The following is a 12679-nucleotide window of genomic DNA, read 5'->3' on the forward strand; positions in this document are numbered from 1 at the left end:
TAAAAAAGAAGGATTCACCTTCTTTTTTTTGTTTTAGAAGCAAGAATGTTACGGCTCTCGTTTCATGTTTTTCATGATGTTATTGAGTTGAGAGAGTTGCGTAATCAAACTATGATAGTTAATTTCATCTGATTGTTCAGCAAGTTCTTGGCTAACTTGTATGGAAATAGCAGGAAGCTTTTTTTTGAGTTTCTTTCCATCTTCACTTAAAAATAATTTAACACTGCGTTCATCTGAACGCGAGCGTTTTCGAACAAGATAACCTTTTTGTTCCAGTTTCTTTAATAAAGGACTCAAAGTACCAGAATCTAAGTATAATTCTTCCCCCAGCGCATTGACGGTCATGTCATCTTCTAGTGCCAGCAAAGCAATAAAGCTTGTATATGTCAAATCATATTTTTTTAAATACGGCTTGTACTGTTTAATAATTTCTTTAGAAGCAATGTACAGTTGAAAGCAAAGTTCCTTGTTTAAAATCGAATTACTCATGATGTCCTCCCAAATATTTTTATTATAACGGATTTCATATATTTGTCAAATGCAACTATATTTAGTAAAATTAAATTGTGCACAATCAAAAATGAAAAGAGGTAAGGTCATGCAAAAAATATTTTCAACAAAAATGATAAATACAGGTGGGCGTAATGGTGAGGTACACTCTCCAGATAATAGCTTTAAGTTAGATATTGCAGCACCAGGAAGTAAAGCTGTGGATGCGACAAATCCAGAACAGCTGTTCGCAGCAGGTTATAGCGCTTGTTTTAACAGTGCTTTAGACTATGTTAAAAAATCAAGAAATATTGATGGGGAATCAACGATAGAAGTAACTGTATCCCTCTACAACTTAAGTCAAGGAGCAGTGCCCGATGTTGTTTTAGGTGTTGACATCGTCGGACACATAGACGGTGTAAGCTTTGAAGAGGCAAAAGAATTGTTAGAAATGGCCCATGAAACTTGTCCTTATTCCCGTGCGACAAAAGGGAATATTGAAGTTACAATTGATATCTTTTAAAACTGAGAAATAAGAAAAGAATAGGTCTCAGTGAATAATATAAAATAAGCGAATACATTCGTCGAAGTACCACAGCCTTTCTCATGAATGGTCAAACTGAAGAAGTTTACTACTACCACTATAATCCCAATGCACATCTAAATGCCAATGACCAGTTGGTTCCTGTTGACTCAGGAGACTGGTTAGAATATATGTTGCAGACGGTTGAATAAAAACAAGAAGTCCAATGACTTCTTGTTTTTTTGTTGAAAGAACCCTTACTCAAAAGCGAGTGAGCGATAATCTGGAGTACAAAAACTCTTATTCATAAAAGTGTAAGAAAATGGAAATAATCTAATACATGTGCTATACTACCTATGAAAACGTATACTTTTTTTGTTTTATTGCAAAATAAAATTCAGAAGTAGCTTTTGCAGAAGATATACCCTCAGTTTGCTAAAAGAAATAGACAGAGAAGTCTGCTTTATCTTTATCCTCAAAAAATCAAACATATAATATAAAACCCTGACACAATAAAAAGTGCCAAGGTTTTTTTATGAAACATAATCGAAAGCGTTTACAATTTAGATATACAATATTAATTATCTTATAAGGAGTTGTAATGAAAGAAAAAACAAGTCTTAAGGTGCGTGTTCAGAAACTTGGAACTGCACTCTCAAATATGGTCATGCCTAACATTCCGATTTTAATTGCTTGGGGTGTTCTCACGATGTTCTTTATTCCAGATGGGTTCACACCTAACAGTACTTTTGCTGCTATGGTTGGCCCAATGCTTGTCTTCCTTATTCCCGTCATGATTGGTTATACAGGGGGTAAGAATATCTATGATCACCGCGGAGGTGTTGTTGGTGCTATTGCTACCTTTGGTTCGATCGTGGCCACAGCAACAACTGCGATGGGCGGGCTTAATGAAACCGGCAATGTTCCCATGATTTTAGGAGCTATGATTTTAGGTCCTCTTGGAGCTTGGGTGATTAAGAAATTTGACCAAGTCGTCCAACCTCGTATCAAAGCAGGACTTGAGATGTTGATTAACAACTTTTCTGCCGGTCTTGTCGGTTTTGGTATTTCATTATTTGCCGTAAAAGTAGTTGGTCCATTGGTTGCAGCATTAACAGATATTATGGGGCAAGGTGTTGATTTCCTCGTCTCAAATCATCTCATCCCTTTAGCAAATGTCTTTATTGAACTTGCTAAAATTCTATTTTTAAACAATGCGATCAATCAAGGAATTTTAACACCTTTAGGTATCCAACAAGCCAGTGAACAAGGAAAATCGCTGTTGTTCTTACTTGAAGCAAACCCTGGACCAGGTCTTGGTATTTTGATTGCCTTTTGGCTCTTTGGTAAAGGTTCAGCGAAAGCCACAGCACCAGGTGCGATGATTATCCAATTTATTGGTGGGATTCACGAAATTTATTTCCCATACGTGATGATGAAACCTGCCCTGTTCTTCGCAGTAATTGCTGGTGGGGTATCAGGTACTTTGACAAATAACTTTTTAGGTGCGGGTCTACAAGCTCCAGCGTCTCCAGGTTCCATTATTGCCATCACAGGGATGGCCTCTGGTAAAGCCGCAGGAGGAGTGGGAAATATTCTGAGTGTCTGGGCTGGTATTCTTGTCGCTGCAGGTGTTTCTTTCCTTGTTGCATCCTTCATTTTGAAACGTGATAAGTCAATGGTGGATGATTCAGCACTTGAAGAAGCACAAGCCAATGTTTCGGAAGCGAAGGCTGTTGCCAAAGGACAAGCGCCATCTCATGAAACGGTTGATTTTTCAGCGGTTAAACATGTCATTTTTGCTTGTGATGCGGGTATGGGCTCGTCTGCGATGGGCGCATCTATCTTAAGAAACAAAGTAAATAAAGCTGGTTTGCCACAAGATGTTACCAATATTGCTATTGCAAATCTGAAAGCAGGACCAGATACTATCGTCGTTACACAAGAAGAATTAGCCGCACGTGCGGCAACAATGTCACCAGATGCTATTCGATATTCTGTTTCAAACTTTTTAAATTCACCAAAATACGATGAGATAATTTCACAATTGTCTCAAACACAAGCTTCAGAATCCGCTAAGAGCGAGCGTGTTACTTTAACGAACAATTCAATAGTAGAAGAAGAGATAGACCTGAATCAAATCGATGAAGTTGTCTTTGCTCATGATGGTGAGCATATCGGGTCTGCAACAATGGGTAAAGAAACATTAGGTGCCATCTTTAAGATGAATGGCATCCAACTTCCGATTTCTGATGTAGAGTTTTTAGGTTTAGCGGCCTTCAATGCAGCGAACATTATGATTGTAACTACAGAAGCATTTACCCATCGAGCAAAAAGAGTAGCACCGAATGCTCAATATTTGGAAGTTGAAAGTCTGATTACGACTCCAAAATATGACCAACTTGTCGCACGTTTGAACAAGTTATAAACCAAAAGTAAAGGGGGAAACCTCGTGTTAGTAACACAACGTGAACAACAAATTATTCAAGAATTTTTAGTGAAGAAAACCTTGACCGTTGCGGATATGATGGAAGCCACTGGAGCCAGTAGAAGAACCATTTATCGAGATCTGGATAAATTTCAATTGACCTTGCCTCATATGGATGTTTATTTACGCACTTCACCAGAAGGCTATTATCTGGAAGGAAATCTAGCGAGATTAGAGCAACTTCAAGAGCTTAAAGAGTTTTCACCCCAAGAAAGACAGAAAGCTGAGCTTGTTCTTTTAGTCACCCAGCATTTTTCTCTTGAAGGATTAGCAGAACGTTTTGCGGTAAGTTTGCCCACTGTTATTTCGGATTTGAAACAAATAGAAAAGATTTGTGAAGAAAATGAACTCCTTTTACATCAAGGAGACGACATTTGGATTACTGGAAAAGAAGAAACAATTCGTTCGGTCTTGGTTTCGATATTAAATGACGCAATGAGTATCAGTGAAGCATTGAATGGCGATTTTGCAGAAGGAAAAATATCTTCGTTTTTGGAAACACAGTTTTTGGAGAAAGCAAAAACGGTCTTTGAAAAAAATGTCGAGATAAAAGCTGTCGATAAAAGTAAGGTTTTGATGCAATTTTTCCTTGGCATAACACTTCTAAGGATCAACCAAGGTAAAACAGTTTCAACTGGACTGTCACGTAAGCCAAGTAAAGAAGCCATTGCCTTTGTAAGGGAAATTATCCAAGAGTTAGGAGGAACAGCCTTTAATCTTGCAGAGATTGTATATCTCGCCAGTATTTATGATGTACTTTACTTTGGCTTTGGCCGTGAAGTCCTTTTTATGGAAAAATTCGACAGCCAATTTTCTTATAAAGTGCGTCAACTCATCAGTGAAGTTTCACAAAAAATGGATATTGCTTTTATCAAGGACGATAAACTCTATGGCCTTCTTTATGCTCACTTAAAAGAAACAGAAATTTTACCGGATCTTTCCTCCGAAAAAGAAAATAAGTTTATCAAAAAGATTGAAGCAGACAACAAAAAAGTTTTCAAAGTTGTGCAGGAAGTTCTGCCAAAAGTGTTTGCACGGAAATTCTCCAGTACAGATATTGCCTTTGTAACTTTACATTTCGTAGCCACTCTCGAACGAAGTGATCTGGTCCTTCCCTTAACAGCAGCAATTGTGACCAGTCGGGGACGAATTTCTTGTGAATTTCTGATTAGTCACTTAAAGAAAAATTTCCCCTTTTTGAAGCGTATCGATATCATCCAAATGTCTGAAATTCCGGATTTGGCGCACTATGATGTAGTATTCACAACAGAAAAAGAGCTGGATTATATCTATGTGAGCCGTATATTGGATCAGAAAAATACAGATGATATTCGTCACCAATTGCGGGTGATTCAACAAGAGGCAAGGAAAGAAAACAGAGAAGATGAGCCCCGACATACGGTCGATTTAAGTAGATTATTCACTATAAGTAATACTTTATTGGAGCAATTTTCTCTGGAAACTTTAGAAAATCCAGCAGATTTGCAAGCTGTTATTGAACGGATAGTACAGCGCCTGGGTTTTTCAGAAAAAGAAGGGTTGGCCAGGCTCTTGTTAGAACGTTTTGAGGCGACTCACTTAGCCATTCCGGACACGAATATCGCACTGCTTCATGGTCTTTATGAAACAGTACCGTATCCGCTTTTCAAAATATATGATTTAGAGGAGCGCATAGAAGTAATAGCCATGAACCAAGAAAAGATAAGCGTTAATCGTGTCCTTTTACTATTAGCACCTCCAGAAGTTGATCACTATGCGACATATCTCTTGGGAAGAATATCGAGCTCGATCATCGAAAATAAACTGTATACGAAAATTTATGATTCTGGAAACCAAGAAGTTGTAGAAGAACTTGTAAAAACGATTATGACTGAATCAATCCAAAAATATGGAGAATAAAATGAGAATTCAAAGAAATCTGATAAAACTAAATAAACATTTTGAAACAAAAGAAGAAGCCATTGAATATTGTGGCTCACTGCTTCATGATGCAGGCTGTGTGACAGCAGCGTATATCCCAGCTATGGTTCAACGTAATGAGGAACTCTCTGTATATATGGGAAATTTTATCGCTATCCCTCATGGCACGGATGAGGCAAAAAAAGAGGTTAAAAAAACGGGCATATGTATTGTGCAAGTGCCTCGGGGCATAAACTTTGGCGATGCTGAAGAACGAAAAGTAGCGACTGTTTTATTTGGAATAGCAGGTGTAGGAGATGAACATTTGGAGCTCATCCAAAAAATCTCGCTTTTCTGTGCGGATGTTGATAATGTTGTTAAAATCGCAGATGCACAAAACGTTGACGAAATCGCAGCATACTTTGAAAACTAGATAATCTCAAAAATCTTGGCACAGTAAAAAGTGCCAAGATTTTTATTTAGTAGAAGAAAGAAAACGATTACAATGAAGGAGTAAAAAGAAGAAATGAAGGTAAATACAAATGAAAAAAGCAGTACATTTTGGCGCAGGAAATATCGGACGTGGTTTCATCGGAGAAATCTTATATAAGAACGGTTTTGAAATTACCTTTGTAGATGTCAATGAAAAAATCATCAACGCTTTAAATGAAGAAAAAAAATATACCATAGAGCTGGCAGAAGAAGCGCATGAAAAAATTCAAGTCCATAGCGTTTCCGGCATTAACAATGCGCAGAATCCTGAAGCAGTTGTTGAGGCTATCGCGCAGGCAGATATCGTTACTACAGCCATTGGGCCCAACATACTTCCTTTTATCGCGGAACTGATTGCTAAAGGCATTCAAAAGCGTAAAGGCCAAGGAAATGAAAAACCATTAGACATTCTTGCTTGTGAAAACATGATTGGGGGTTCTGAATTTCTTTTTGAGAAGGTCAAAGAATACTTAACACCAGTTGATGTAGAATTTGTAGATTCGAAGATCGGCTTTCCCAATGCAGCAGTCGACCGTATCGTGCCCAATCAATCCCATGAAGATCCGCTCTACGTTGTTGTTGAGCCCTTCCGTGAATGGGTGGTGGACGAAAGTCAACTGAAAAATAGTGAAGTAAAGCTTGAGGGTGTTCATTATGCCAAAGATTTGGAGCCTTTTATTGAACGTAAGCTCTTCTCTGTCAACAGCGGTCATGCCACAGTGGCTTATACAGGTGCATACTATGGTTACCAAACGATTTTAGAAGCCTTGCAAAACAATGAAGTATTAGCCTCACTTAAAGATGTTCAAGCTGAAACACGTCAGTTGCTCTTAGCCAAATGGGACTTTACTGAAGAAGAGCTAAAAGCTTATCATGAAACGATTATTGAGCGCTTCTCAAACACAGAGATTGTGGATGAGATAAGCCGGGTAGCACGAACACCTATGCGTAAGCTAGGATACGACGAACGCTTTATTCGCCCAATCCGTGAACTTTCTGAACGAGGTTTATCTTATCAAAGTCATCTGGAAGTTGTGGGTAAAATATTTGCCTACAAAGACGACAATGATAAAGAAGCTATGACTTTGCAAGAAGCCTTAGAAGAAAAAGGCCTTAATGCTGTTATTCGTGAAGTCACTCGTCTTACAGATGAGACCTTGATTGCGGAGATTGAGGCTAGTGCGAAAAAATATATGAAGTGAACTTACTTGAAAAAGTTGTGTTTTGATGATGCCCTTGTCTTACTTACAAGGCTAAAATGGTGAAAGAAGGGACTTTTCTGATATAATAAAACCATGAAGAAAAAAGTAATCGCTATCATCATCGTCCTTTTAGCTGGTGCAGTTGGGCTCTTCCTTTGGCAAACGAAGGTCTCTGCTCCAAACACACCAAAAGAAGAAGTAAAACAAGAGAAAGAAACTGGACCCGTTCGCTCTGAATTAACGGGGCTGGAAACAACTGTCGATAAGGCAAAACGGCCGATAACAGCTGTAATGGTGGAGAATTCACCAGAAGCACGTCCACAATCCGGTCTTAAAGATGCGGGAGTGGTTTTTGAAGCTGTCGCCGAAGGAGGCATTACACGCTTTGTGGCCCTTTATCAGGAAGCACAGCCTGATTTGATTGGCCCTGTTCGTTCTATTCGTCCATACTTTGTAGAGTGGGCAGCAGGTTTTGATGCTGGCTTAGCTCATGTAGGCGGCTCAGAGTTAGCCTTGAACATGGTCAAGTCCGGGGATTATGTCGCAGACTTGGATCAATTTAAAGCACCTGAGGGTATCTTCTGGCGTTCTGAGGACCGCGTGGCACCACATAATATGTATACGAAAATGAGCGGTTTGGACAAATATATGGCCAAACTAGATAAGAAAAAATCTGATTTCCAAAGCTGGGACAGACAAGCGCTCAAGTCCGATAAAACAGAAAGTGACCTGCCAGCTGCTCAAGCCATCAGACTTCCAGTCTCTACCGGTATTTTTGAAGTCAGCTATCATTACAATACAGCCAGCAAGACCTATCAACGTTTCCAAGGCGGTGAAGCACATCAAGACCGAGAAAAAGGTCAAATTTCACCCGATGTAGTTATTGCCATCATGGTCAATCAAAAATTATCCGGAGATGGTAACCACATGGATATCAAAACGACGGGTACAGGTAAGGTCTATATTTTCCAAAACGGCAAAGTCCAGGAAGGCAATTGGGCAAAACCAAATGCACAAACAAATATCAGCTTCACCGACGAACAAGGGAATAAAATTCCGCTCAAGTCTGGTCAGACTTGGATAACAGCGGTTGATAATAGTCGGGAAGTTGTTTGGGAGTAATACACACCGCTCCCAGTATTTATAAACTATGAAAAAAGATATAAAAGAGTGTCTACAAACGTAACACTCTTTTATGCTATAATAAAACACTATGCAAAACCCAAAAACAAAAACACCTCCAAGAACCAGTAAAAAAACCAAAAATAAAACGAAGCGCGTCCTCTTATCTATCCTAAGCTTATTTATATTGCTCATCATTGCTCTGCCTTTCTATGCTTGGAAAGTTGAGCCCTTCCTTGTGCATGTCAATCATGTTGAGCTGGGGAAGAAAAATGACCGAACACCACTAAATGTTGTACAAATCTCTGATTTGCAGGTTTCCGAGTATTATGAAACGAATCGTTTAGATAAGGTGATTGAGAAGGTCAATGCTCAAAAGCCAGATATTCTCTTGTTTACAGGGGATTTGTTCGATAATTACTCCAAGTATCCAGAACAAAGGGCACCAATGATTGAAAAATTAAATGCCTTTAAGGCCAATATCGGAAAGTATGCCGTTTGGGGCAATCATGATTATGGTGGTGGCGCAGTCCGCGTCTATGAAGATGTCATGTCAGCGGGTGGATTTACCGTGCTAAGAAACCAGGGAGAAACACTAACATTGAGCGACGGTCGTCAAATTTTCTTAGGTGGACTGGATGACTCTCTTTTAGGAAATCCTTCGGTATCCGATACGCTTGCTTACCGTCAAAACTATGATTATGCCATTACCATGACACATGAACCTGATGTTGCGGATGCTTTTATCGGTACAGATACACAGCTGGTTTTAGCAGGACATAGTCACGGTGGTCAGGTCTGGATTCCCTTCTACCCGATAAAAAATGTTCTTGCAGAGAAGTATACACGTGGTTTATACCAGCTTGATGCAATTACACAACTTTATGTCAATACAGGGATAGGGACCACATCAATTCACGCACGTTTTGGCGTTATTCCTGAAGTAACACAGTTCACTATTTATATTTAAAAGGAAAGAGGCTCTGTTCTCTTTTTTTTTTTTTTTGCTACAAAAAGATGTTTGTCATTTCCTGTAAAGTGACTATTTTGTAGCTTTAAATGTTATAAAATAGAAGAGTTGTCTATACATGAAACGGAAAGAACTGTAGGTGAAGCCTTGATTAAAGTATATTACCGCAAACCTTGTACCGCCAGTCAGAAAGCAAATTCCTGGTTTCAGAACTATGGGATAGAAGCAAAATATGTCCGAATTGAAAAAATATCAGAAACAGATTTATTGGAAATTTTATCTCTATCTGAAGGTGGCTTTTCAGAAATCACCAAAAAATCACGCACATCTTCAAAGAAAACGTTGAAAGCTTTAATGAGACTCAATCAATTAACTTTTAAAGAAGCTCTTTCTTTCGTCACTGAACATCCAGAATGTTTGATTACCCCCATTATCATTAGTAAAAATAAGATGTTGGTAGGCTATAACGAAGTCGAAATGAGAAAGTTCATTCCACGTTATCTGCGTGATTAAAACTGTAATGTTTACCATTTTAGAGTTATAATAAGGAGATAGGGCATTCAAAAAAGTAAGGGATATTTATAATGAAAATAACAGCAATAGAAGACAGTGTGAGTCTAGAGCTCAAACTCTTAGAACTTATGAAAGAGAAGGGCGACTGGATTGATGCCGAAGAAATGGCAAAAACCTTGGGTATCAGCACCAAACGTACAACCAGCTTGATCAATAGCTTGCTCCATGAGATAAGGTCTTTCGACTCGGACAATCTCAATCTCAAAATATTAAAAGGGCGTGGCAATCTTTTAGAAATTAAGGATGCGCGTGATTATCGTAAATTTCGCCAAAAACTTATCGAAAACATCATTATTTATAAAATTCTCTTTTCGATTGCTTTAAACAAAGATGCAAATCTGGAACGCTTAGCTATGGAGAATTTTGTCAGCGAATCTTTGATTAAAAAGCGCATCGCAAGTGCCAACCAAATGATGGCCAAGCTGGGTGTGAAGGTTGTAACCAGAAAAAAACAGTATCTCTTTCAAGGAGATGAACAACAAGTAAGAGGGATGTTGAATATTCTCTTTTGGCGCCTTTACCGAGGGGATGAGTGGCCCTTTTCAGGGGTTAATAAAGAAAAAATCATTCACTTAATTTCGCAGATAAGCCATGAGATAGATCTGCAGATGAATCAGTTTACAGCCTACCAGATCGCCTATATGTTCGCCATAAATTTCAGCAGATATCAACGGGGTTTTTCAGTGAACCTGGAAGAAGGTTGGGAGAAATACCGTTCGATTTGTGAATGGATTGATGAAAAGACGGACATTTATGCTTTATTTTATAAAAATTATGGTTTTCCTAAACACGAAGTGGATTTTTTGCTGATTGAAGCCATGACCAAGAGCAAAATTTACAATAGTCTTGAACATAAGACGCCCGATTTTTGGAGTATTCTTGAAGGGACACCTGCCTTTGAAGCTACAGAACGTTTGGTTCAAAAAATGGAATTGCACACGGGTAAGCTCTCTGAAGAGAAAAGAAGATTGTTCTTACGGTATATTTATCCTTGTCATTTGCATGCAGACCTATTTTCAAATATCATTTTCTCAGAGTCTGGATATCATGCAATTAACGTTTCGTCTTACTTTTTCCCAGTCATGCGTCAATCTTTGAAAAAACTCCTCGCTGAGCTATATCAAGAAAGTGGCCTCACCCTCTTTTTAAATGAAGAGTATTTGATTGGTGAGTATATACTGGCCTTATCCTTCTTTATGCCCGTCCAGTTTCAGGAAAAAGAAATTACCCTCTTCATTGATACCGATTTGTCCGAGATGTTGGAAAAATTATTAATCCGACAAATTTTTAATCAATTTGGCCACCTTTATAATTTAAAAATAATCACAAGTTTATCAGAACCAGAACAAAATGTAGACATCGTTATCTCGACAAGCGCTATGGGAGAGCACAGCAATTTGAAAAAACCAGCGCAGCTATTCCTTGTGCATCCTTTCCTTACGCGAAGGGAAATCGGGGACATTGAGGACTATCTACATATCCTAATCACCAAAAATGACGAGTAAACTTCGTCTTTTTTTGTGGCTTCCCATCTGCCGTTTTTTACCCCAATATCTTTTCTTATAGTGCTAAGCTAGAAGTATTAAAAAAGACGATAAGAGGTGTTAAAATGACTTTAGATGCTATAAAAATATTACAAGATGTGGTCCAAATCAACTCAGTCAATGGCAACGAAGAAGAAGTGGCGAACTATTTGCGTGAATTGCTTCAAGAGCATGATATTGAATCCAAGATAATCCCTTACATCGAAGGCCGCGCCAGTCTTGTTGCCGAGATTGGCAACGGCAGGGGACCGGTGATCGGTTTTGATGGGCATGAAGATACTGTTTCTTTAGGGGATGTGAGCAAGTGGACTCATCACCCTTTGAGTGCGACTGTGACCGAAGATGGAAAAATGTATGGGCGTGGCACTACAGATATGAAGTCTGGCCTTGTCGCAGCCGTTGTGGCCATGATTAATCTTAAAGAAAGTGGCCTTCCTCTGAATGGTACAGTACGCTTACTCGCTACGGTTGGCGAAGAAAAGGGTGAACTTGGAGCAGGTCAGCTTGCAGAACTTGGCTATGCCGATGATATGGAAGCCTTAGTTGTATGCGAGCCAACAGGTGGCGACTTTACCACATTGCAACAAATGAAAGGTACTTTTCCGCTCGATATTCCGGAGTTCGACGGGGAGATGCGTCTCATTTTTATTGGACACAAGGGTTCGGTCAACTATAAGGTGCATGCCAAAGGTAAAGCTGCGCACAGCTCAATGCCAGAGCTGGGGAAAAATGCCATCGAAGGATTACTTAAGTTTTATGATAAACAAAAAGTATATTTTGATAAACTGACAGAAGAAGATGATCTTTTAGGTCCAACTATTCCTGTCGTGACTTTGATTAATGGTGGCGAACAGATCAATACTGTTCCGGCCAATGCAAGTATGGGTGTAAAAATCCGTACCATTCCCGCGCTGCCTAATGAAAAATTGATTTCCGATATACAAGCACTGATTGATGAATGTAATCGTGAGCAAGATGTAGAGTTATCTTTAGAGGTCACTGAAAATGTTGCACCTGTCAAAAGTAGTCCAGACTCAAAAATAGTAAAAGTGACTTCCGAAGTTTTGGAAGAACATCTGCAGCAAAAAGCACCACAAGTTGGTGTATCTGGTGGAACAGATGCTTCACAGTTTGTAAGGGCTAATCCTAACCTTGATATTGTGGTTTGTGGACCCGGAAATGCTACAGCGCACGCTGTTGACGAATATGTCCTTATAGATAGCTTTTTAGACTTTATCAAAATATACGAAGACATGATTCAAAAATATTTTGCAAGTTGAAAATTACAGGAGGAAATAGCACTAGGGGTCAGGTAACCTTTCTTGACTCCTAGTGTTATTTTTTTGTGGACTCTTACTCCACTTTCTTCCTTTATGA

The 12679-nt window shown here is 39.0% G+C and carries 12 protein-coding genes; 11 read left to right on the plus strand and 1 reads right to left on the minus strand.

Features of this window, described 5'->3' with window-relative positions; genetic code table 11:
• Positions 1-48: 48 nt before the first annotated feature.
• Positions 49-489, minus strand: a complete 441-nt coding sequence (locus tag PYW30_RS04445) for a MarR family winged helix-turn-helix transcriptional regulator (protein WP_042217940.1) — start codon at positions 487-489, stop codon at positions 49-51.
• Between the two features lie 109 nt (positions 490-598).
• Here PYW30_RS04445 and PYW30_RS04450 point away from each other — a divergent pair, with 109 nt between their 5' ends.
• From PYW30_RS04450 to PYW30_RS04500, 11 genes are all read left to right on the plus strand, one after another.
• Entirely contained in the window at positions 599-1012 is a 414-nt protein-coding gene (locus PYW30_RS04450) for an organic hydroperoxide resistance protein (protein WP_004257790.1), read from the plus strand.
• An 83-nt stretch (positions 1013-1095) separates the two neighbouring features.
• Positions 1096-1224, plus strand: coding sequence for a hypothetical protein (locus tag PYW30_RS04455; protein WP_255204094.1), 129 nt, complete (start codon positions 1096-1098; stop codon positions 1222-1224).
• 389 nt (positions 1225-1613) lie between these two features.
• Positions 1614-3440: a PTS mannitol transporter subunit IIBC gene (locus tag PYW30_RS04460; protein WP_042217938.1), complete on the plus strand. Its 1827-nt coding sequence runs from the start codon at positions 1614-1616 to the stop codon at positions 3438-3440.
• A gap of 24 nt (positions 3441-3464) precedes the next feature.
• Positions 3465-5399 carry a BglG family transcription antiterminator gene (locus tag PYW30_RS04465; RefSeq protein WP_042217936.1) on the plus strand — a complete coding sequence of 645 codons (1935 nt, stop codon included), beginning with the start codon at positions 3465-3467 and terminating at the stop codon, positions 5397-5399.
• Between the two features lies 1 nt (position 5400).
• Positions 5401-5832: a PTS mannitol transporter subunit IIA gene (locus PYW30_RS04470; RefSeq protein ID WP_042217934.1), complete on the plus strand. Its 432-nt coding sequence runs from the start codon at positions 5401-5403 to the stop codon at positions 5830-5832.
• Positions 5833-5941: 109 nt separating this feature from the next.
• On the plus strand, positions 5942-7093 hold the full coding sequence (locus PYW30_RS04475) for a mannitol-1-phosphate 5-dehydrogenase (RefSeq protein ID WP_042217932.1): 1152 nt from the start codon (positions 5942-5944) through the stop codon (positions 7091-7093).
• A gap of 93 nt (positions 7094-7186) precedes the next feature.
• A complete protein-coding gene (locus PYW30_RS04480) occupies positions 7187-8215 on the plus strand; it encodes a DUF3048 domain-containing protein (protein WP_042217930.1) in 1029 nt (342 codons plus the stop codon).
• Between the two features lie 91 nt (positions 8216-8306).
• Positions 8307-9185, plus strand: coding sequence for a metallophosphoesterase (locus PYW30_RS04485; RefSeq protein ID WP_042217928.1), 879 nt, complete (start codon positions 8307-8309; stop codon positions 9183-9185).
• A 108-nt stretch (positions 9186-9293) separates the two neighbouring features.
• Positions 9294-9698, plus strand: a complete 405-nt coding sequence (locus PYW30_RS04490) for an ArsC/Spx/MgsR family protein (protein ID WP_042217926.1) — start codon at positions 9294-9296, stop codon at positions 9696-9698.
• 71 nt (positions 9699-9769) lie between these two features.
• Entirely contained in the window at positions 9770-11263 is a 1494-nt protein-coding gene (locus PYW30_RS04495) for a helix-turn-helix domain-containing protein (protein ID WP_042217924.1), read from the plus strand.
• Positions 11264-11367: 104 nt separating this feature from the next.
• On the plus strand, positions 11368-12582 hold the full coding sequence (locus PYW30_RS04500) for an ArgE/DapE family deacylase (protein ID WP_042217922.1): 1215 nt from the start codon (positions 11368-11370) through the stop codon (positions 12580-12582).
• The last annotated feature ends 97 nt before the right edge of the window (positions 12583-12679 follow it).

This window comes from Lactococcus garvieae subsp. garvieae, assembly GCF_029024465.1.
Lineage (GTDB): Bacteria > Bacillota > Bacilli > Lactobacillales > Streptococcaceae > Lactococcus > Lactococcus garvieae.

What these genes read in the sequence shown, in the direction of transcription:
- PYW30_RS04460 (WP_042217938.1), top strand. Translation starts at nt 1,614, where the DNA reads ATGAAAGAAAAAACAAGTCTTAAGGTGCGTGTTCAGAAACTTGGAACT.
- PYW30_RS04470 (WP_042217934.1), top strand. Translation starts at nt 5,401, where the DNA reads ATGAGAATTCAAAGAAATCTGATAAAACTAAATAAACATTTTGAAACA.
- PYW30_RS04445 (WP_042217940.1), bottom strand. Translation starts at nt 489, where the DNA reads ATGAGTAATTCGATTTTAAACAAGGAACTTTGCTTTCAACTGTACATT.
- PYW30_RS04500 (WP_042217922.1), top strand. Translation starts at nt 11,368, where the DNA reads ATGACTTTAGATGCTATAAAAATATTACAAGATGTGGTCCAAATCAAC.
- PYW30_RS04485 (WP_042217928.1), top strand. Translation starts at nt 8,307, where the DNA reads ATGCAAAACCCAAAAACAAAAACACCTCCAAGAACCAGTAAAAAAACC.
- PYW30_RS04480 (WP_042217930.1), top strand. Translation starts at nt 7,187, where the DNA reads ATGAAGAAAAAAGTAATCGCTATCATCATCGTCCTTTTAGCTGGTGCA.
- PYW30_RS04475 (WP_042217932.1), top strand. Translation starts at nt 5,942, where the DNA reads ATGAAAAAAGCAGTACATTTTGGCGCAGGAAATATCGGACGTGGTTTC.
- PYW30_RS04455 (WP_255204094.1), top strand. Translation starts at nt 1,096, where the DNA reads ATGAATGGTCAAACTGAAGAAGTTTACTACTACCACTATAATCCCAAT.
- PYW30_RS04495 (WP_042217924.1), top strand. Translation starts at nt 9,770, where the DNA reads ATGAAAATAACAGCAATAGAAGACAGTGTGAGTCTAGAGCTCAAACTC.
- PYW30_RS04450 (WP_004257790.1), top strand. Translation starts at nt 599, where the DNA reads ATGCAAAAAATATTTTCAACAAAAATGATAAATACAGGTGGGCGTAAT.